The 21,239-nt window shown below is 58.2% G+C and carries 17 protein-coding genes; 12 read left to right on the plus strand and 5 right to left on the minus strand.

All coding sequences use genetic code 11. The annotated features are described in order from the left end of the window. The first annotated feature begins 25 nt into the window (after positions 1 to 25). The 5 genes from EPE01S_RS13435 (at position 26) to EPE01S_RS13455 (ending at position 6,594) form a co-directional block, all read left to right on the plus strand. Positions 26 to 1,246: an oxalate decarboxylase family bicupin gene (locus tag EPE01S_RS13435; RefSeq protein WP_062745928.1), complete on the plus strand. Its 1,221-nt coding sequence runs from the start codon at positions 26 to 28 to the stop codon at positions 1,244 to 1,246. A gap of 206 nt (positions 1,247 to 1,452) precedes the next feature. Beyond that, on the plus strand, positions 1,453 to 2,520 hold the full coding sequence (locus tag EPE01S_RS13440; protein WP_062745930.1) for an ABC transporter ATP-binding protein: 1,068 nt from the start codon (positions 1,453 to 1,455) through the stop codon (positions 2,518 to 2,520). 33 nt (positions 2,521 to 2,553) lie between these two features. Further along, positions 2,554 to 3,528 carry an ABC transporter substrate-binding protein gene (locus tag EPE01S_RS13445; RefSeq protein ID WP_062745932.1) on the plus strand — a complete coding sequence of 325 codons (975 nt, stop codon included), beginning with the start codon at positions 2,554 to 2,556 and terminating at the stop codon, positions 3,526 to 3,528. A gap of 3 nt (positions 3,529 to 3,531) precedes the next feature. Next, positions 3,532 to 5,271 carry an ABC transporter permease gene (locus EPE01S_RS13450; protein WP_062745935.1) on the plus strand — a complete coding sequence of 580 codons (1,740 nt, stop codon included), beginning with the start codon at positions 3,532 to 3,534 and terminating at the stop codon, positions 5,269 to 5,271. A gap of 180 nt (positions 5,272 to 5,451) precedes the next feature. Then, the gene (locus EPE01S_RS13455; protein WP_062745937.1) at positions 5,452 to 6,594 is read left to right on the plus strand and encodes a porin; all 1,143 of its coding nucleotides are present in this window, start codon (positions 5,452 to 5,454) and stop codon (positions 6,592 to 6,594) included. 43 nt (positions 6,595 to 6,637) lie between these two features. Here EPE01S_RS13455 and abgT read toward each other — a convergent pair whose 3' ends face one another. The 3 genes from abgT to EPE01S_RS13470 form a co-directional block, all read right to left on the minus strand. Beyond that, positions 6,638 to 8,161 carry a p-aminobenzoyl-glutamate transporter gene (gene abgT / locus EPE01S_RS13460; RefSeq protein ID WP_062745939.1) on the minus strand — a complete coding sequence of 508 codons (1,524 nt, stop codon included), beginning with the start codon at positions 8,159 to 8,161 and terminating at the stop codon, positions 6,638 to 6,640. 101 nt (positions 8,162 to 8,262) lie between these two features. Then, positions 8,263 to 9,711, minus strand: coding sequence for a M20 family metallopeptidase (locus EPE01S_RS13465; RefSeq protein ID WP_062745942.1), 1,449 nt, complete (start codon positions 9,709 to 9,711; stop codon positions 8,263 to 8,265). Next, positions 9,711 to 11,027: an amidohydrolase gene (locus tag EPE01S_RS13470; protein ID WP_062746103.1), complete on the minus strand. Its 1,317-nt coding sequence runs from the start codon at positions 11,025 to 11,027 to the stop codon at positions 9,711 to 9,713. Before EPE01S_RS13470 ends, EPE01S_RS13465 begins: the two co-directional genes overlap by 1 nt. Positions 11,028 to 11,158: 131 nt before the next feature. Between EPE01S_RS13470 and EPE01S_RS13475 the strand changes: the two genes are divergently transcribed. The 7 genes from EPE01S_RS13475 (at position 11,159) to EPE01S_RS13505 (ending at position 19,195) form a co-directional block, all read left to right on the plus strand. After that, positions 11,159 to 12,076 carry a LysR family transcriptional regulator gene (locus tag EPE01S_RS13475; protein ID WP_062745945.1) on the plus strand — a complete coding sequence of 306 codons (918 nt, stop codon included), beginning with the start codon at positions 11,159 to 11,161 and terminating at the stop codon, positions 12,074 to 12,076. 102 nt (positions 12,077 to 12,178) lie between these two features. Beyond that, positions 12,179 to 13,312 (plus strand): porin, encoded by a 1,134-nt coding sequence (locus EPE01S_RS13480; protein WP_062745947.1) that lies wholly within the window; start codon positions 12,179 to 12,181, stop codon positions 13,310 to 13,312. A 141-nt stretch (positions 13,313 to 13,453) separates the two neighbouring features. After that, positions 13,454 to 13,951, plus strand: coding sequence for a GNAT family N-acetyltransferase (locus EPE01S_RS13485; RefSeq protein ID WP_084344204.1), 498 nt, complete (start codon positions 13,454 to 13,456; stop codon positions 13,949 to 13,951). 135 nt (positions 13,952 to 14,086) lie between these two features. Continuing rightward, a complete protein-coding gene (locus tag EPE01S_RS13490; protein WP_062745948.1) occupies positions 14,087 to 15,214 on the plus strand; it encodes an ABC transporter substrate-binding protein in 1,128 nt (375 codons plus the stop codon). A gap of 237 nt (positions 15,215 to 15,451) precedes the next feature. After that, positions 15,452 to 16,177, plus strand: coding sequence for a gluconate 2-dehydrogenase subunit 3 family protein (locus tag EPE01S_RS13495; RefSeq protein ID WP_062745950.1), 726 nt, complete (start codon positions 15,452 to 15,454; stop codon positions 16,175 to 16,177). 2 nt (positions 16,178 to 16,179) lie between these two features. Next, on the plus strand, positions 16,180 to 17,958 hold the full coding sequence (locus tag EPE01S_RS13500) for a GMC family oxidoreductase (protein ID WP_062745952.1): 1,779 nt from the start codon (positions 16,180 to 16,182) through the stop codon (positions 17,956 to 17,958). Positions 17,959 to 17,971: 13 nt separating this feature from the next. Next, a complete protein-coding gene (locus tag EPE01S_RS13505) occupies positions 17,972 to 19,195 on the plus strand; it encodes a c-type cytochrome (protein WP_062745954.1) in 1,224 nt (407 codons plus the stop codon). 80 nt (positions 19,196 to 19,275) lie between these two features. On the opposite strand, the gene ftnA is transcribed toward EPE01S_RS13505, so the two are convergent. Further along, complete coding sequence (ftnA, locus tag EPE01S_RS13510; RefSeq protein ID WP_062745956.1) at positions 19,276 to 19,785, minus strand: non-heme ferritin; 510 nt, start codon at positions 19,783 to 19,785, stop codon at positions 19,276 to 19,278. A 395-nt stretch (positions 19,786 to 20,180) separates the two neighbouring features. Continuing rightward, a complete protein-coding gene (locus EPE01S_RS13515; protein WP_240043811.1) occupies positions 20,181 to 21,158 on the minus strand; it encodes a sugar-binding transcriptional regulator in 978 nt (325 codons plus the stop codon). Between the last annotated feature and the right edge of the window lie 81 nt (positions 21,159 to 21,239).

Consider the following 21,239-nt stretch of genomic DNA (forward strand, 5'->3'; position numbering starts at 1 on the left):
TTGACTGACATAAGGAAATTCCGCGATGAATCCTCTTTCACGTCGCCGTTTTATGGCTTTTGCCGCCGGAGGCACCGTGGCACTGGCTGCCGGTAAGGTTCACGCCCACGAACAGCCCGCTGCACGGCCTGTCAACGGGAATATGGGCGGCACGGATCCCGGCCCGCACGACCCCACCCGTGAAGCGGAAAATCCGGATATTGTGAACCCGCCATCGACCGACAGTGGCACACTGCCTAACTTACGTTTCTCCTTTAGCGACGCCCATGTGCGCAAGGGCACTGGCGGCTGGACCCGCCAGGTGACGCAGCGTGAGTTGGGGATCTCTACCACCATTGCCGGAGTGGATATGCGGCTGAACAGCGGCGGTATCCGCGAGTTGCACTGGCATAAGGAGGGAGAGTGGGCCTATATGCTTTACGGCAAAGCCCGCATTACTGCTCTGGACACCAACGGCGGCTGGTTTGTGGATGACGTCGGTGTCGGTGATTTGTGGTACTTCCCGTCTGGTATGCCGCACTCCATTCAGGGACTGGGACCGGACGGCTGCGAGTTCCTGCTGGCCTTCGACGACGGTAACTTTGATGAGGACAGCACCTTCTTACTCAGCGACTGGTTCAAACATATTCCCCCGGAGGTGCTGGCGAAAAACTTTGGTGTCCCTGCCAGCACCTTCAGCTCGCTGCCGTCACCGTCCGATGAGTATATCTTCGCCGGTCAGGTGCCGGGGGCGCTCAGTGCCGATGCGATGGCTGGCGCTAAACGTTCCACGCTGCAGTTCAGCCACCGCATGATGGCGCAAAAACCCATGACGCTGAAAGGCGGTACGGTGCGCATTACCGACTCCTCCAATTTTAAAATCGCCAAAACCGTGGCCGCTGCACTGGTAGAACTGCAGCCGGGGGCGATGCGCGAACTGCACTGGCATCCCAATAACGACGAATGGCAGTACTATCTGGAAGGGCAGGGGCGCATGGGGGTCTTTGCCTCCTCGGGCGAGGCGCGGACCTTCGATTTTCGCGCGGGGGATGTGGGCTATGTTCCCTTTGCCATGGGGCACTATATTGAAAACACCGGGGATAAGCCGCTGCGGTTTTTAGAGCTGTTTAAAAGCGATTACTATGCAGACCTGTCGCTTAATCAGTGGCTGGCCCTGACACCACCGGCGCTGGTAAAGCAGCATCTGCATCTGGATGAGGCCTTTATGAACGCGCTGAATAAAACCAAGACCCCGATCGTCGGCTAGCCTTTACGGGTCGATCAAAAAAGAAGATCGGCCCCTGCGATCCCGCCAGCTGTTTTATTTCCGGGGCAGACCTGCTGTTCCGGCTCATCCTTATCCCGGTGCGGGGCGGTCAATAACGGGTGAGGCTCCCGCCTTGTCACCTGTCTGTCATCTGCGCTCAGTATGTTTTAACCCGTTGCTGTTACCAACGGAGACGCGCCGTATCCATGTCTGAGATCCTGATCGACAACCTGTGTAAATCTTTTGGCACGCAGCCGGTGCTGCGCGACGTTTCGTTGCGCATAGAGCACGGCGAGTTTATTGCGGTTCTCGGCCCCTCCGGCTGTGGCAAAACCACGCTGCTGCGCACCCTGGCCGGTTTTGAAACGCCGGATGCCGGCACCATCGTGGTGGGGGAACGCTGCTACAGCGCCCCCGGGCAGCATCTGCCGCCGGAGCAGCGCGACCTGAGCATCGTCTTTCAGAACTATGCCCTGTGGCCACATATGTCAGTGTCAGAGAACGTGGAGTACAGCCTGAAAGTGAAAGGGATGGCGCCCAGCCTGCGACAGCAGCGCGTGGCCGCCGCCCTGCTGCAGGTAGGGCTGGCGGGAATGGCCGGACGCAAACCCGCCGATCTCTCCGGTGGTCAGCGTCAGCGTGTGGCGCTGGCCCGCTGCCTGGTCACCCGCCCGCAGCTGGTGCTGCTGGATGAGCCGCTGGCCAATCTCGATGTCCATCTGCGTGCCACGATGGAAGAGGAATTTACCCGCTTCCACCAGCACTCCGGTGCCACGCTGTTGTATATCACTCACGATCAACACGAAGCGATGGCACTGGCCGACCGGATTGTGGTGATGCAGGCCGGACGTGTGATGCAGTTCGCCAGCCCGCAGACCCTTTATCGCCAGCCTGCCTGTGAAATGGTGGCGCGGTTTATTGATGATGGCCGCGTTGTCACGGTCAGCGATGTCGAACCGGATGGCCAGGGCAGCGCCTGGGTCACCCTGTATGGCCAGCGCATCGCACTGCGAGCCAGCCTGCAGCAGGCGGTTCTGCCGTCCGGCAAAATCTGCCTCCATGCGGCTGACCTGCGTCTGGCTGAAGAACATCAAACTGGTTTCTGGGGCACCATCCAGCGGGTGATCTACCGGGGCGGCTACCGCCAGCTGGAGATCGCCCCGGAGGCCGATCCGCAGAACCGCCTGACCCTGATGCTGACCGATGAACCGCTGTGGCAGACGGGCGACCGTCTGAAGCTGGTGGCGATCGACGGCTGGGTCATTCCTGCTTAATTTTTCTTTCATTACCTTAAGGATCTCAGGGATATGCGTAGCACGATAACGGTTCTGGCTCTGCTTACTGGCTTCTCTTCCCTCACCGCTACCGCCGATAGCAGGCTGGTGGTCTATACCTCACAGGCACCGGAAATTGCCCAGCAGACCATTGATGCGTTTAAAGCCGCTAACCCCGGAATAGAGGTGCAGTGGACGCGTAACGGCACCACGCAACTGATGAACGTCCTGCGCACGGAAATGATGAGCGGCGATGTGAAAGCAGACGTTCTGCTGGTGGCCGATTCCATCAACCTCGGCGCACTGAAGAAAGAGGGCCAACTGATGGCGTATCCGCAGGCGCCGGTCAGCCATATCAGCCCGAACTTTTATGACAAGGATAAGACCTGGTTCGGTACCAAAATTATCGCCACGGTGATCGGCTATAACACGCAGAAGGCGAAACCGGTCAACAGCTGGATGGCCCTGACCGACCCGGAGAACCGCGGGCAGGTGGCGGTCCCCAGCCCGCTTTATTCCGGAGCGGCCTTGTATCATCTGCACACGGCAATCGGCACGCCGTCCATCGGCTGGACATTCTATAAAAAGCTGGCGGCCAACGGCATCACGCCGGAAGGGGGTAACGGTCCGGCACTGAAAGCGGTGGCCAGCGGGATGGCGAAGTACGGGGTGATCACCGATGCCGATCTGATCCGCGCCAAAAAACAGGGATCGCCGGTCGATCTGGTTTATCCGCAGGAAGGGGTGTCGTTTGTCACTGAACCCGTGGCGATCCTGAAAGGTGCCCACAATGTGGCGGCCGCGAAAGCTTTCGTTGACTTTATGCTGTCAGAAAAAGGTCAGCAGCTGGTCGCCCGGCAGGGTAACCGCCCGATCGACAAACGCGTTGCGGCACCGGAAGGCTTTGCGCCGTTTGACAGCATTAAGCTGCTGACGCTGGACAGCGATAAGGCGGTGGCCGACGATAAACAGGTACGCGATCAGTTCACTGAAATCTTCGGCGGATAAGACATGAGCGTGCTGCCCTCTCTGACGCGCCGTCTCCCCAGAACGCCGTGGAGCCGCTGGCCCGGCAGTGAACGCTGGGTGCTGTGGCTGCTGGCGCTGGTGATTGGGCTGCTGTCCGTCGCGCCGCTGGTGAGGCTGGTCTGGGCGGCGGTGGCACCGCAGGGCGTACCGGACATGCAGCGACTGTCCGGTCTGCTGGCAACGCCGCGTGTGCTGCGTGCCACCGGCAACACGCTGATGATTGCCCTGGCCTCGACGGCACTGGCGCTGCTGCTCGGTACCCTGGCTGCATGGCTGGTGGCGATCAGTTCTATGCGCGCAAAGTCCGCCTGGGTCTTTGCCTTTATTCTGCCGCTGATGATCCCACCGCAGGTGACTGCGCTGGCCTGGGTACAGGCGCTGTCGCCCTCCAGCCTGCTTGTGCAGTGGCTGGCGGCGCTGGGTCTGCCGGTGGACCGCGGGGGGCCACCGCCGCTCTATTCGCTGGGCGGGATTATTCTTCTCCTCGGCCTGCATAATGCACCGCTGGTGTTCCTGGCGGTACGTGCCGGGCTGCAGCGGCTGCCCGCCGAACTGGTCGAGGCAGCGCGGATCACGGGGGCCTCCCCGCTGCGCGTGCTGCTGACCGTGGTGCTGCCACTGGCACGTCCGGCTATCTTTGCCGGGGCGGCACTGTCATTTGTCGCTGCCGCCGGGAATTTTGGTATTCAGGCGATGCTGGGCATTCCGGGGCGCGTGCCGACGCTGATCACCCTGGTTTATCAGCAGCTCAACACCACCGGCCCGGGGGCGCTGCCGGATATGGCGGTACTGTCGCTGCTGCTGGCGGCGATCACCCTGGGCGGCATGCTGGTCAGCAGCCTGCTTGGCGGGCGACGCGACGTGCGCGTCAACGGCAGCACCCAGCCGTTCACCCAGTCTCTCGGCCGCTGGCGTCTGCCCGTGGAGTGCGCCAGTTGGCTGCTGATGGTGCTGATCCTGCTGCTGCCGCTGTCGGCGCTGCTGACCACCTCGCTGACCCAGGGGTTCGGCCAGACGCTGAACATGCAGTCGCTGACGCTGGTCAATTACCGCAATGCGCTGTTTGACTACCCGGCTGTCCGCCACGCGTTTCTCACCAGCCTGGGATTAACGCTGCTGGCGGTGTGCATCCTGACCGTGATGGCGCTGTTTATGGCCTGTTTCCTCAGCTGGCGACGCAGCCGGCTGGTGCGTGTACTGCACCTCTCCAGTGAGCTGGCCTTTGCGTTACCTGGCGTGGTAACGGGGATCGCCGCGCTGCTGTTCTTCCTGAAGCCGCTGCCGCTGGTGAACGTCAGCCTTTACGGTACGGTGTGGATTATCCTTGCGGCCTACCTCTCTAATTTTCTTGCGCTGGTATTGCGCCCAACCCTGGCCGGCTTTGCCCGCATTGAGCGATCACTGGACGAAGCGGCCCAACTGGCGGGGGCGGGTTTCCTGCGGCGTATGCGGGATATTGTGTTGCCACTGGTCGCCCCCTCAGCGATTGCCGGGGCGATTCTGGTGTTCCTTACCGCGCTGAATGAAATCCAGGTGTCGATATTGCTGGTGACGTCGAATACGCAGACGCTCGGCCCGACAATTGTTTTTCTGGATGAAGGCGGTTCCTCAACGCTGGCGGCGGCGGTCGGCTGCCTGATGATCCTGCTGGTGGTCGCCCTGATGCTGGTGGCGTCCTGGCTGGCGCGGCGTCATCGTGGCGTGCTGCCGTGGCAGGCGTAACCGGTGAGTCCATGACAGCGACAGTGAAATGATATAAAAATGTTTATTTAGTGTTAAATAAATGTGATGCAAATCCCACCCTGTAAACGCCGGCTGCGGTTACGCTGTTTTGGTTAAAATTTGATCAGATGTACTCTGTAAGCAGAAGAGATGATTACCCATGCTTACGGAGTCACCTCTATGACATCGCTTCAAAAAGTGGCAGGTTTGCCGCTGTATTTCCTCGCACTGAGCCTGTGGAGCTCAAAAACGACGGCAGAGATCAACGTGATCAAAAAAAACACCTTCAGCCATCCGTTACTGGCACCGCTGAGTCTGAAGATTGCCGGCAGCATTCGCCCTGAGTTTGTCTGGGATCAGACGCACAAGGATGATGTGAGACGGCGTGGTCATGACGGCGGATCACGCTTTCGCTTTACGGTCGGTTACCAGTTAACGCCGGTCGTTAGCCTTGTGGGGCGCTATCTCTGGGGCGTGGATTTTGGTCATATGCTGGGGATAAAACATCATTATGACCACACAAAAAACTGGGATATGCAGCGTCAGTTATTTAGCGGAATAAAGGTGGAGCGCTATGGCCAGCTTACCTATGGTCACCAGCACGGTGTCTACCATGATGTCATCGGGGGGAAAAGTGACCTGTGGGATAATGACGGTCATGCGGATGCCGACTGGATTGCCATCAACGGAAACTTTACCGGGGGCGATCGCCCGCGTAACTCCTTTAAGTACCGCCATTCACTGGGTAAATTCACGCTGTATGCGGATTATCTGCTGCCCCAGCATCACGCCCCGTTAGGCGGTAACCAGTATTACCAGCGTCACAGCGGTGAGGGAATGGGGGTTGATTATCAGATGCGAAAGGATCTGACACTGGGAGCGGTCTGGGATCAGACCAATGCCAGCATCAGCGACACCCGGGGGGGACGTCGGCGTTACCACCAGAATTTTAGCGGGGGTGTCGTCAGGTGGTTGCCCGGCAACTGGACGCTGGTGAGCACCGCCACCTGGTACCGGCACTATGTACCGGTTAACGGCAGGAAAAACGTTGAGCACTATTTCGCCAATCATGGCTATGGGCTGGAGAGTTTTATTGGCTATACCTTTTCGCTGGGGAAGCCGTGGCTTCACTCTATACAGCCTTATCTGGCTGCCGATACGTTACGGTTAAAAGGGAACGAAAATTTTCATGCCGACCGCCTCTACCTTGGTGCGTATGTGAAGGTGGCCTACGGTGTATCTTTTTTTCTTGAACATACCTTTACCTCAACCAGCGATAATCAGCCGGACACCACATGGCTGACCTTTTATTATGATTTTTAAGCGTTCAGGCGGGGGCCCCCCCTGGAAAGGAGCCCCCTCAGGATTACGGCATGGACGGATAGACGCCGGGACCAATCGGCAGACCCAGTGCGTACCATGCCAGCAGCAGCAAAATCCACACGGCAAAAAACACCAGGGGGTAAGGCATAATCAAGGTGTAATACGTCCCGAGCTGGGCATCTTTGCGGTAGCGCTGCAGAAAGCCGAGGAACAGCGGCAGAAACGGTGACATGGGTGATAGCGGCAAAACGGCCGAGTCGGCAATGCGGAAAATCATCTGGGCGAAGGCCGGATGAAAGCCGAGCAGCATAAACATCGGGACGAAAATCGGGGCGAGAATCGACCAGATGGCCGAACCGCTGGCAATAAACATACAGAGGAACGCGGACAGGAACATCAGCCCGATAAACGCCGGGGCTCCGGTCATCGCCATCTGCTCCAGCAGGTCGGTCAGCCCCACCGCCATAAACGTCCCCATATTGCTCCAGTTAAACATCGCCACAAACTGGGCCAGCGGGAACACCATGACGATAAATCCGGCCATACTTTTCATCGGTTCAATCAGCAGGGCGGGAATATCATCGGGCCGTTTGATTTGCTTCGTCGCCACGCCCCAGGTGATGGACACCACAAAGAAAAACAAAATAATCAGCGGGACGATGCCCTTAATAAACGGCGACGGGATAATCGACCCGCTGGCCGGATCGCGCAGCATGGCCCCCTCCGGTACCACCATCAGCGCCACCAGACCGATAAAAATCAGCGCCGAAAGCCCGCTCATCAGCAGGCCACGGTTCTGCAGGGGGGTCAGACTGGCCAGCTTCTCTTCGCTGTTACCCTGCCAGGCGGGCAGACGCGGCTCCACGAATTTATCGGTGAGCAGCCCCCCGGCAACGGTCAGCACGATCACTGAGCTGGCCATAAAGAACCAGTTATCCACTACGCTGACGTGAACCGTATCGCTGACTGCTTTGGCCGCCTCGCTGCTGATCCCGGAGAGCAGCACATCGGTCGTGACGATCAGCAGGTTGGCGGTAAAACCGGAGGCGACGCCGGCAATCGCCGCCAGCAGCCCGGCAACCGGATGGCGGCCAACGGCGATAAACATCAGCGCCCCCAGCGGCGGCATCACCACCAGCGCAGCATCGGAGGAGATGTGGCTGAAGAAGGCGATAAACAGCACCATATAGCTGGCATAGCGGGCGCTGACAAAGGAGGCCATCTTGTTCATCAGCGCCTGCAGCAGCCCGGTACGCTCTGCCAGCCCGGCCCCGATCATCAGCGCGAGGATCGAACCCAGCGGAGCAAAGCCGCTGAAGTTCTTGATAATATTCGGCAGGATCCACTGGATGCCCGCCACACTCAGCAGGTTTTTAACCTCCACCATTTTGCCGCTGGCCGGGTTTTTCACCGCCACACCGAACCAGGAGAGCAGTGCGGTCGATACCATCAGCACCACAATCAGATAGACGAATAACAGAAACGGATTAGGCACCTTGTTGCCGATGCGTTCAATCCAGTAAAAGATCCTTCCCGGGCTTTTGTTCGCTGCCGTTGTCTCGCTCATTGGTATTCACCCTATGCCTTGTCGTCGTTATGTCGTTGTTTGCGTTTTGTTTTTTTAACGGGGCCGGGATCGAGCCAGGCCTCCGGTTCTGTCGGGTATCGCTACGCCAGCGGCGTGGGTATGACTCCTGCCGGGATCGGGCAGCGATAGGGCTGCTCCGCACGCTGGCGGCGGAACTCCTGCCTGGCCTCTGCCAGCAGGCTGGTCTCGCTGAACAACGCCAGCGCGGTTGCGGCCAGGGTCTTGCCTGCAAGACACATGCCTTTGTGTGCGACGGAGGTGCGGCCCTGGGCCACCAGTTGCCAGCTGTGCAACGGCGTGCCGAAGGCAAAGCAGGGCGTGAAGCACTGTGCGGTCGGGGCCACCCAACTGACATCACCGACGTCAGTCGAGCCGTACAGCACCTCTTCACTGGCGCAGTAAGGTGCCACACTGTCCATCAGCACGCGATCGCCCAGCGCGGCGGCCCACTCGCCGCCCGCCGATCCCCCGGTTCGCGCGGCGTTCAGCCGGGCATTGCGCAGATCGTCGGCGCTCAGCGTCTGGCGGATCCCGGCGGCAAACTGGCGTTCTTCCGCGCTGTAATCAGGCGGGCCAAAGTGGCAGAGACGGGCATACATCAGCTTTTCCAGCGCGCGGTTGGGCTGATAGTTGGAGCAGGCTTTCTCAAAGCGTACGCTCATCTCCGTCCCGGTCATCAGGGCGGCCCCCCGGGCGATATCGGTCACCCGCTGGTAAATATCCTGGAGTTGATCGAGCTGCGGGGCGCGCACCAGATAGAGCACCTCCGCCTCTGCCTGCACCACATTGGGGGAACTGCCCCCGCTGTTGGTCACTGCATAGTGCAGCCGGGCGTCGGGAATAATGTGCTCGCGCAGGAAGTTCGCGCCGGTATTCATCAGGGTCACTGCATCCAACGCGCTGCGCCCGAGGTGGGGCGCGTTGGCCGCGTGGGACGCCACGCCGCTGAAATGAAATGCCGCCTGAATATTGGCCAGTGTGGCGGTATTAAACATGCCGCTGAAGCCCTCCGGGTGCCAGGTCAGTGCGGCATCGACGTCGTCAAACAGTCCTTCGCGGACCATAAAGGTTTTCCCGGAGCCGCCCTCTTCGCCGGGGCAGCCGTAAAAGCGAATCGTGCCCGGGGTGCCGTTCAGTTGCAGCCACGCTTTGACCGCACAGGCGGCGGCCAGCGCGGCGGTACCCAGCAGATTGTGGCCGCAGCCATGTCCGTTGCCGTCTGCCACCAGCGGGGCGCGCGTGCTGCACTCCGCCTGCTGGCTCAGTCCCGCCAGGGCGTCATACTCGCCCAGCAGGGCGATCACCGGCTGGCCACTGCCGTAGCTGGCGATAAAGGCGGTATCGATACCTCCCGCTGCCCGTTCAATGTGGAACCCTTCCTGCTCCAGCGCAGTGGAGAGCAACCCGGCGGCGAAGGTTTCGGTAAAGCGCGTTTCAGGCCGATCCCAGATGGCGTCGCTTAACGCACTGAACCGCGCCTGATGCCGGTCGATGTAGTCCGCAACAAAGTCATTTATTTCCGTGTTCATCACGCCTCCGGCTGGAATTCAGCAATATGCAGAGCAATCAGGGCGAGGGTTTTCACCGCCACGGCCATCACCTGCTCATTGAAGTCGAATTTTTCGTTGTGATGCCCGGCGCTCAGGTCGGTGCCGAAAATGATGTAAGAGGCCTGGCCACCGTGCTGTTTCACCCGTTCCATCATGTAAGTGGCATCTTCCGAACCGGCCGCCATACCGCGCGTGTCGACCAGCGAGGTCAGTTCCGGGATGTGCTGCGCCTGATGGCGGATGTAACGCACCCAGGGGGCGGTCGGCTGGCTGCTGCGTGCTGCGCCCATCAGCGTGACCTGATGCTCAACGCCGTACATCGCGGCAGCACCGGCAAGGGTTTGCAGCGCGCGCTGATAGATAAAGTCATTAATTTCATTCGTCGCTCCGCGCGTTTCCACCTTCATCGTGGCACGATCCGCGACCACGTTGCGCCCGGTGCCTGCCTGCAATACGCCGACGTTGACGCGTGCGCTGCCGCCGCTGTGCTGGGTCAGCGTATGCAGCGCCAGCGTCGCCTGCGCGGCCGCCAGCAGGGCGTTGCTGCCTTCTTCCGGACGTGCCCCTGCATGGGCAGCGTTGCCACGGAAACTGACATCGAGCTTGGTGGTCGCCATAAAGTTATCGCTTCCGCACACCAGTTCCCCGGCCGGTACGCCGGTGCCAATGTGAATAGCGGTAAAGAAATCGACGTCATCGACCACGCCCGCTTCCACCATCGACTTCGCCCCGCGCGTGCCTTCCTCGGCGGGCTGGAAGATCAGCTTGATGGTGCCGATCAGCTCCGTTTCAAACTGCTTCAGCACCTGAGCCAGCCCCAGACCAATGGTGGTGTGGCCGTCGTGGCCGCAGGCGTGCATCATGCCCGGGTTCGCAGAAGCAAAGCCTTCAGCATAAGGGCGGTGCTCCCGGGTCTGGTTTTCAATGACGTCCAGCGCATCCATATCGACGCGGAACGCCATCACCGGGCCGGGGCGTCCGGTTGCCAGCGTGGCAACAATGGCACAGAATCCGCCGGAGAAGTGCGGAAGCCATGCCGGCAGCGCACCCTGTTCCAGCGCCCGCTGCTCGTGAAATGCCAGCACCTCGGGCGTGGGTAACCCCATTCGCGCCCCGGCCTTCACCACGTCTTTACCTAACGTGAGCTGATAGCCTAAGCGATGCAGTTCAGCAGCCACCAGCGTAGCGGTGCGGAACTCCAGCCAGCCCGATTCAGCGTACTTATGCAGATCGCGGCGCTGTTCCTGCAGACGGGGGGCAATCTCTTTCACAAACTCAGCAATAGCCTGGTGCATGGGGTCATCCTTCTGGTTAAGCATCGTTATTTCCGGGTGATTTCTTTCTGTTCTACACAATGGAATCCCCCGGCAGAAGATGACAATATCTTGTGACTGATAATCGCTGGTTATCACCAACAGGAGATCCGATGCCCGCATCCATCAAACTGCACCAGCTACGTGCTTTTGTCGACGTCGCCCGCCACGGCAGTATTCGCGCCGCCAGCCGTGCCGCAGGGTTGTCTCAGCCCGCGCTGACTAAATCGATTCAGGAGCTGGAAGACGTCCTTGGCGCAAGGCTGTTCGTTCGCCGCAGTCAGGGGGTGGCTCTGACCGAAATCGGTGATAACTTTTTCCAACATGCGAGCCTGATCATAGAAGAGCTGCGCGTCGCGCAGGAGGATATTCAGCAGCGGTTAGGGCTGGCGGGCGGCACGGTCAATATTGGCGTCGGGGGCAGCATTGCACGCACCCTGATGCCCCCGGTGATCACCCAGTTCCGACGCCAGTTTCCGAACGTGAAGATCCGTATTGTCGAGGGGCAGCTGGTGTCGATGATCCCTGAACTGCGCCAGGGCGAACTGGACTTTACGATCAATACCTCCTACCCCGGCCATCTCGACAGCGAGCTGAGTTATGAACGGCTGATGGAGCGTGAATATCAGGTGGTCGTGCGTAAGGGGCATCCCTGCGAACACGTCACTTCGCTGGCGGAACTGCAGCACTGTGACTGGACCATGCCAACACCGCGCGGCAGCTACTATCGTCTGTTGCATGACCTGTTACATGATATGGGCATGGCCCCGGCAATCAGCGTCACCTGTGAAACGTTTATGGCCTGCACCAGCCTGATTGCGCAGAGTGATTTTGTCAGCATTCTCTCCAGCGATGTCATCGGTGACCCGATCCTGGGCAATCAGCTGGTGGCGCTGAACATTAAGGAACCGTTGCCCCATGCCACGTTTTATTTAATTCAACGTAAGGACACCACGCTGACACCAATGGGGGCAGAACTGGCACGTTTGTTTCGTATTTACTGCGGTAAAAATTCCGCCAGGGGAGGTTAAAAAGCACGAATACCGTGCCAAAAGCGCACAAGGTGAAAAAAGCGAGGTGAACAGAACAGGGTATTCAGTGGGTCTGACAGACAAGCTCTAAGGAGCAGACTGATGTTATCTCACTCATCGTTTAGCGGAATATTTATCCGCTTTAGTGTACTGGCCCTGCTTTCGCCCGCCGCTCAGGCAGACGTGAATCTGCTGAAAAAGAATACCTTTCAGGATCCTGTTCTCGCTCCGCTCAGCCTGAAAATGAGCGGTAGCGTCCGGCCCGAGTTTATCTGGAACCGGGGCCCGGATAACCATGGTGGACACGATGGCGGTTCACGTTTTCGCTTCAGCGCTGATTACCTGCTCAGGCCGGGAACATCCATCATTGGCTTCTATTCGCTGGGTCTGGATACCGCCCACGCATTAGGATTGAAGCACCATTATGATCATCAGGCTGACTGGTCAAGCCAGCGTAAAATGTATGGCGGCATCCAGGACGACCGTTTCGGTACGCTGACCTTTGGCCATCAGTACGGTGTTTACTACGATACCATCGGCGTGAAAAGCGATGTCTGGGATAACGATGCTTTCGCCGGGCCTAACGGCAGTGGCATCAGTAAAAATGTCGATGGCGGTGATCGTCCGCGTAACAGCATGAAGTACACCACGACCCTGGGTGCCTATACCCTGTATGCTGACTGGTTGCTGCCGCAGGATGATATTGTGCTGGATGATGATCAGTACTACCGGCGTAAACACGGCTCCGGGCTGGGCCTGGATTATCAGGCGGCCAAAGCGCTGGTGCTCAGCGCCAGCTGGAACCAGACGAATGCCGTGGTGAAAAACAGCGGTGGTGCACAGCGAAGTTATCGCCAGCAGTTTTCAGGTGTTGCCGCTACCTGGCAACCGGGAAACTGGTATTTAGTCAGTACTGCGACCTGGACCCATAACTTTGTTCCGGCAAAAAAACAGCAGCGTACGGAACACTATTTTGCCGGCAGTGGCTACGGGCTGGAAGCGTTTGCCGGGTATACCTTTCCCATCAACAAACCCTGGCTGGCATCGATCCAGCCTTATGCGGCTGCCGATACCCTGCGGCTGCGCGGCAGTGGCGATTATCATGCTAACCATGAGTATCTGGGCGTTGTAACGCAGCTGGCCTACGGTTTCTCTGTTTATCTGGAACACACCTTCACGGCCACCTCTGATCATGATCCGGACCAGACCTGGCTGTCGATTTACTATGATTTCTAAGCGGCGGCAGTGAGCGGATAGGAAAAGAGCCAGCGAGAATTTCATCTTTAAGCTGATGATTATTCATTCGCCAAAGCGGGAATAAAAGCGATAGATTGAACCCACCAGTAACACCGTATGTTAATCCCAGCGGAGCCAGAGATGATGCCTACCGAGCTTGTGACTATTCAGCGTTACCGGGCAACGTATCAGCCGGGTGTGGTACAGCTAATCCTGCCGATCCAGAATCAAGAGTTCGGCATTGCGATCACCGCAGAGCAGCAGCCAGATCTGAGTGAGATTGAAAAATTTTATCAGCAGGGGAACGGGGATTTCTGGCTGGCGCAGATTGATGACCGGGTCGTCGGATGTATCGGTCTGAAGGATATCGGCCAGCAGCAAACGGCCCTGCGCAAAATGTTTGTGGCTGCCCCATACCGTGGCCGGGAGTGGGGGGTGGCTTCTGCGCTGCTCAATACGCTGATGATGCACGCCCGCGATCGCGGTGTGATGGAGATCTTTCTGGGGACGACAGCAAAATTTCTGGCGGCCCACCGTTTTTATGAAAAAAATGGCTTTGTCGATATTCCGCCCGGCGACCTGCCTGCACGCTTCCCGTTAATGGCCGTAGATACAAAGTTCTACCGGTTCTCCTTCTGAGAGGAATGTCTGAGCCCATCAGTGCGGCTCAGGCAAAATTTTCTGACACATCTTGTAATGACCTCCCTGCCGTCGTAGCATTCCTGCGCAATTCTGAGATTGAGAATAATAATTATTTCCTTTGTGGAGAGTGCGATGACGTTCTGGGGTAAAGCAGTGATTCTGATGGGGAGCTTAATGATCTCCTCCAGCCTGATGGCGGCACCGTTTGTGGTGGAAGACGTCAGCGGCCGTAAAGTGGAAATCAAATCTGAGGTGAAGCGGGTGATCCTCGGGGAAGGGCGGCAGATCTATCTGCTGGCCGCTTTTGACACCGACGCGCCGTTCCAGCGTGTGGTGGGCTGGCGCGACGATCTGCCGAAAGCCGATTTCGACAGCTATCAGATTTACGCCAAAAAATACCCGTCAATCACCGCTCTGCCGACCTTCGGCGGTGCCAAAGATGGCACGTTTAACGTTGAGCAGGCCCTGACCCTGAAGCCCGATCTGGTGCTGATGAACCTGGAGTCAAAAGCAGCCACCGATGAGTCTAAGCTCACGGAAAAGCTCGCCAAACTGGGTATTCCCGTGGTGTTTATCGACTTCCGTGAAAAGCCGTTTGAGAATGCGGTGAAAAGTATCCGCATTATGGGACAGCTGGTGGGCAAACCCGCGCGTGCGGAAGAGATCATCGCTTTCCGCCAGCAGCAGATTGATATTGTGACTGAGCGACTGAAAAACTATCAGGGCCCGCGTCCGAAGGTGATGCTTGATCGCGCCGGGGGGTATACCGAAGAGTGCTGTATGTCATTCGGTGACGAGAATTTCGGCCGGATGGTCGAAGTGGCCGGTGGGACCAATATTGCCAAAGGGCTGATCCCAGGCACATTCGGCACGCTGAACCCGGAGCAGATTATCGCTTCGCGCCCGGACGTGGTGATCGTCACCGGGGCTAACTGGAAAAACTACAATACCGCTGGCGGCTGGGTGGGCGTCGGTCCGGGGGCCGATCTTACCCTGGCAACGCAGCGTTTAACTGCGCTGATGGCGCGCCCGGCGTTCCGCACCCTGCCGGTGGCGACCAACGGCAATGCTCATGCCATCTGGCATCAGTTCTACGACAGCCCGTACCAGTTTGTCGCCATTCAGATGATCGCCAAATGGCTGCATCCCGATCTGTTTAGCGATATCGACCCGGACGCGACCTTCCGTGAATTCCATCAGCGTTTCCTGCCGGTGACCTACCAGCCAGGTTACTGGGTGACGTTAAAAGCGGCGCCGTAGTCGTTGATGAAAGGGTGCGATCCGCACCCTTTGATAATTCCGATAGAATTGAACCGGCTGAATCGGTTATCCAGGAAGATTCCTTCTTTTTTCTCATATCCCTTAACAGTTTTCCCCCTCCGTCATTTTTCTTTTTTCTGAGCAGTCGCCTATGTTATCCCCCGCAAAACGCATGGTTTTCTGCTGATGCACTGGCCCCAGTCCGGGGTGGCTCTGACTGTTCACTGGAAGAATACAATGGCAAATCATGATGAGGTCGCCCGTGGAAGGCGACGTTTTCTACAGCAATCTGTGGCGCTGATCCCGCTGGCTGCGGTGGCCACTCGCGGCATCGCGCCGTCCGCTGCATTCGCGTCGGCTACCCCTGCCCGCGGCGTCTCTGCTGAAGCGGTTCCCCTGTGGTTTAACCCGGGCGAATGGCGCTTTATTGTTGCGGCCTGCGCCCGTCTGATCCCCGAAGACGACCTCGGCCCCGGGGCCGTCAGTGAAGGCGTCCCGGTGTTTATTGACCGGCAGATGGAGCAGCCTTACGGCTACGGCCAGCTCTGGTATATGCAGCCGCCGTTTGCAGAGGCGATCCCGGAGCTGGGCTATCAGTCATCGCTGGTGCCGCGTGAAACCTACCGTCGCGGGATTGCTGCGGTCGATCGCTACTGTCAGCAGCAGTATCATGCGGAATTCGCTGACCTGACGGCAGCACAGCAGGATGAGGTGCTCACCGGGCTGGAAGCGGGACGCATCAATGATGAACAGGTACCCGGTGCCTTATTCTTTACCCAACTGCTGGAAAATACCAAAGAGGGGTATTTTGCCGACCCGCAGCACGGCGGCAATCAGACGCTGGCCAGCTGGACGCTGATTGGCTTCCCCGGAGCGCGTGCCGATTACCAGGACCAAATGGACCATCCCGGCCAGCGCTATCCGCTGCCTCCGGTGAGCATTTCCGGCCGCAGGGGAGCATGACAATGAGCCGCTTAAAACACCCTTCGGTTGACGTACTGATTATCGGTTTCGGCTGGACCGGCGCGCTGATGGCGCGTGAACTGGCAGAAACCGGGCTGAATATCCTGGCGCTGGAGCGGGGAGAAAATCGTGATACCTGGCCTGATTTTGCCTATCCGCGTATTACCGACGAGCTGACGTACGGCATTCGCCTGAAGCTGTTCCAGAACGCCGCACGTGAAACGGTAACGGTACGCCATACCGCTGCCGACCGCGCCATGCCCTACCGGCGCTTTGGCTCATTCCTGCCCGGTAACGGCGTGGGCGGTGCGGGCGTACACTGGAACGGTATGCTGTGGCGACCGCTGGAGGCCGACCTGAAACTGCGCAGTACCGTGACGGAACGCTACGGCGCCGGCGTTATCCCTGCGGATATGACGCTGCAGGATTATCCCGTCAGCTATGACGAGCTGGAGCCTTTCTTTGAAAAGTTCGAGAAAATCTGTGGCGCGGCAGGGATGGCCGGCAATATTGACGGTCTGCATATGGCCGGAGGCAACCCGTTTGAAGCCCCGCGCCGCGCTCCTTATCCGACAAAGCCGCTGAAACAGCAGTACGGCGGACAGCTCTTTGCGCGGGCGGCAGAAAATCTGGGATACAGCCCGTTTCCCATTCCGGCGGCGAACTGTACCGGGCCCTGGAAGAATCCCTATGGCGTGCAGCTTGGCGTATGTAACTACTGCGGATTTTGCGAGCGCTTTGGCTGTTTTAACGGTTCAAAAGCGTCACCGCAGTCAACGGTGCTGCCTTCACTGCGTCAGTTTCCTAACTTTTCCCTGCGTACCCAGTCACAGGTGATACGCATCAACACCGACCCCAGCGGCAAAAGGGCCACCGGGGTGATCTGGGTGGATCCGCAGGGACAGGAGCATGAGCAGCCTGCGGAGCTGGTGATCCTCAGCGCTTTCCAGTTGCATAATGTCCGGCTGATGCTGCTGTCGGGCATCGGCAAACCCTACCATGCGCAGAGTGGAGAAGGGGTCGTTGGTCGTAACTACGCCTACCAGATGAACGGCAGCCTCAACCTGTTCTTTGGGGAAAAGCATCACTTTAATCCGTTTGCCGCCACCGGGGTGACGGGCACGTTTATTGATGATTTTAATGCTGAAAATTTTGATCACACCGGGCTGGGTTTTATTGGTGGGGCCACCCTTGGCGCAGCCACCAGCGGCGGGCGGCCGATCCAGCAAATGACGCTGCCTGAGGCCTCACCGCAGTGGGGATCGGGCTGGAAAAAGAGCATCCGCCAGCACTATTTGCACACCATGAGCATCGGATCGTCCGGGTCGGTTATGCCTTACCGGCAGTGTTATCTTGACCTTGACCCGACATACCGCGACGTCCACGGCCAGCCGCTGCTGCGTATGACGTTTGACTGGCAGCCCAATGAGCTGAAGATGACGCAGTTTATGCAGGGTAAGGCGGAGCAGATCGCCCGGGAGATGGGCGCGCCGCACGTGGAGTCGGGCTTTATGAAACCGGGCGATCGCTACGACGTGCGGCCCTATCAGTCCACCCATACGACGGGCGGGACGGTAATGGGGGATAACCCGAAAACCAGCGTGGTGAATAAGTATTTACAGAGCTGGGATGTGCACAACCTGTTTGTCCTCGGGGCGTCGGTCTTTCCGCAAAATCTGGCCTACAACCCCACCGGGATTGTCTGTGCCACGGCGCTGTGGGCGGCGCATGCCATCCGCACCGATTATCTCGCCCAGCCCGGACCGCTGGTACAGGCCTGACAGGGAGTCAGTGATGAATATCCGACACTATGGTTTGTGTGTGCTGCTGGTGGCCGCCAGCGGAAGCCGTGCCGCTGCCCCTGACAGTCTCAGTACGGGGCATTACCTGGCGCTGGCCTCGGACTGCGCGGCCTGCCATACCGCTGAAAAAGGCCAGCCTTTTGCCGGCGGGCTGAAAATGCAGACGCCCATCGGGGCGCTCTATTCAACCAATATCACTCCGGATGCCCGGACGGGGATTGGCGACTACAGCTACGAGGATTTCGCCCGTGCCCTGCGCGAAGGAAAGGCCCGTGACGGGCGGAACCTGTATCCGGCGATGCCTTATACGGCGTTCAGCAAGTTTGATGACCCGCAGATGCACGCGCTGTACGACTATTTCACCCACGAGGTTCCTGCCGTGCGGCAGGAGAACCGCAAGAGCGATATTCCCTGGCCGCTGAACATCCGCTGGCCGCTCGGGGTGTGGAACCTGCTGTTTCACGATGACACGCGCTATCTTAACGATCCGCTGCACAGCGGTCAGTGGAATCGCGGGGCATGGCTGGTGCTGGGGCCGGGACACTGCGGCAGCTGTCATACGCCGCGCGGTTTCGCCCTGCAGGAAAAAGGGCAGGATCACCACGACAGCGCGTATCTCACCGGAGGGACGCTAAACGGCTGGCAGGCACCCGACCTGAGGGGCAACAATGTTCGTGGACTGGGAGGCTGGTCGCAGCAGGATATTGTGACGTTTCTGAAAACCGGGCAGAACGACCGCACCATGGCGTTTGGCCCGATGACGGATGTGGTCGAAAAAAGTACGCAGTATCTGACGCTGGCCGATCTCAATGCCATCGCCGTGTTTCTGAAGAGTCTGCCCGCCGGCACGTACTCTACCGAGCTGGCCAGTGAAGATTATGCCGATCTGAATTCCCCGGGCGCGGCGCTGTATAGCGATAACTGTGCGGCATGCCACCGCAGCGACGGGCGGGGTTATGCCCGTACCTTCCCTGCGCTGGCGGGCAACGCAGCGCTACAGGGAAACGATCCGTCATCACTGATTTCGATGATTTTGCACGGCGGCAGGGCACCGGTCACCCGACAGGCGCTGACCGGAACGAGAATGCCGGACTTTGGCTGGCGGCTGACGGATCAACAGGTCGCGGCAATAAGCAACTTTGTGCGCAACAGCTGGGGAAATCAGGCCAGTGAGGTGACGCCGGAGCAGGTGAAGGACGTGCGGGGAGGGGAGTAAAAGGGCGGCAACACAGAACGTAAATTTATCAGCACGGGGCGACCGGAAGACAGGTCGCCCCAGCAGCGGAACCGCAGCGATTAAGCCTGGTGCGTACCTGGCTCACTCAGTTTCTGCAGGTCTTTATCCACGAAGAACAGTGCCTGACCGCTGTTACCCACCAGCGCCAGTTTGTCCAGCACAGATTTGAACAGTTTCTCTTCTTCATGCTGCTCAGACACATACCACTGCAGGAAGTTAAAGGTGGAGTAATCCTGGGTGGTCATGGCGGCATGTGCCAGCTCATTGATTTTTTTGGTGATCAACTGCTCGTGCTGATAGGCCTGCTCCAGCACTTCGTGCAGGGAGTTAAAGGTGACCGGCGGCGCGTCGATAGTCCCCAGCACCGGCATAGCACCGGTATCACTCAGGTAGTTGAACAGACGCTGCATGTGCTGCATCTCTTCTGTGGAATGCTCACGCATAAACGCGGCAGCCCCTTCAAACCCTTTGTCATTGCACCATGCGCTCATCTGCAGGTACAGGTTGGCAGAGTAGAATTCCAGATTCAGCTGATCGTTCAACTGAGCGGTCATTTCATTCGTCAGCATGGTGACTCCTTAACATTATATTTTTAGCGAGATTTCTACTCGCAATAATTCGCGTTGCAGAGACACGGTAAATGTATCTGGAACGTAAATCATAACGAGTAAAAGAGGTGATTTCTGCGCATTATGCACCCAGACTGATAAAATAAAAACCGTTTTATATAGCATTGGCTAATTTATTTATACATCGCTAAAGGTCTGATTGGTAAGTGATAATCATTCCATGATGAATCTGAATTGTTCTGGTTTTTAAATAGTTATGATAACTGTTCTTATTTATATCAAGGCGGGATATAAAGACGTAATGAGAATTAATCAGCTTTAGGTTCTTTCTGATAACGTATTCATTTTTCGTCAATTAGCTGTCTTTGTCAGTCAGACAAAGACAGCCTGCACATTTATTGAGGATCGCTGACCAGACGGTCGAGAATGGCCTGAGCGGTTTTAATATCGGTAACCAGAGCATTAATCATCCCCGAGCGGACGGCCCCGATAATGCCGGCGGCTTTTTCCGGCGTGGCTGCCACACCAATGCAAAGAGGCGTCTGGCGCAGCTGGTCAGGTGAGGCGGCGATCATCCGCTGTTCCCCTTCCCAGTGCAGGACTTCTCCCTGTTCCGTGACGTAATGGCGCAACACATCACCTGCCGCATGGCTGAGGGCCTGCTCACCCGGCGTGGCGGTGGAAACTTCGCTGGCGTGGGGGGCATGATGTGTCAGGCCGACGCCGACAATCGCCACATCCAGCTTGTCCCACAGAGAGGTAATTTGCTGCACGCCCGGGTCGCAGAGAAAGGCATCACGCAGCACCGGCGACGAAATATAGGGCGCATGGAGAAAGTGGGGCGTCCCCTCCATCTGTTCTGCGGCCTGGCGCACAAATTCATTAATCTGAAAATGCGCAGCCGCCTGCTGCATGCCGCCGTTCAGCGCCACGGTCAGGACGCCCGGCAGACGCGGCAGTCCGGATAACGTGACTTCACGCACCGCACGTCCCCAGCCGATGCCCACCACCGAGCCGCTGACCAGATCGGCCTGCTGCAACAGCGAAGCCAGCGGCGCAGTCAGTGCGCTAAGAACGCTGGCGGGCGGCGACTCTACCACCGCAGCCGTTTTTAACCCCAGCCGGGCAATCAGATCCGCCGTGATCTCCTCAGGCGACGTCAGCTCAATCACCTCTATGCGCACAATGCCCGCAGCACGGGCTTTAGTCAGCAGACGCGAAATAGTGGCGGTGGATACCCCCAGCTTTTTCGCGATATCGACCTGCGACATATCGGACTGATAGTGCAGCTTCGCCACCATATGCATCATCGCCCGCGTGGTGGCGGGATCTTGTAAAAGAGGCTCTTTCAGGGTTGTAATTCCTTTCTGCAATGTATTACACTCATTTCATCGGTTGGAGAATTATTGCGCAACACCAGAAAAATTGCAACGTGCACAGGTGGCTGAAACCCC

Origin of the sequence: Erwinia persicina NBRC 102418, assembly GCF_001571305.1 — a bacterium.
GTDB classification, from domain to species: Bacteria; Pseudomonadota; Gammaproteobacteria; order Enterobacterales; family Enterobacteriaceae; genus Erwinia; species Erwinia persicina.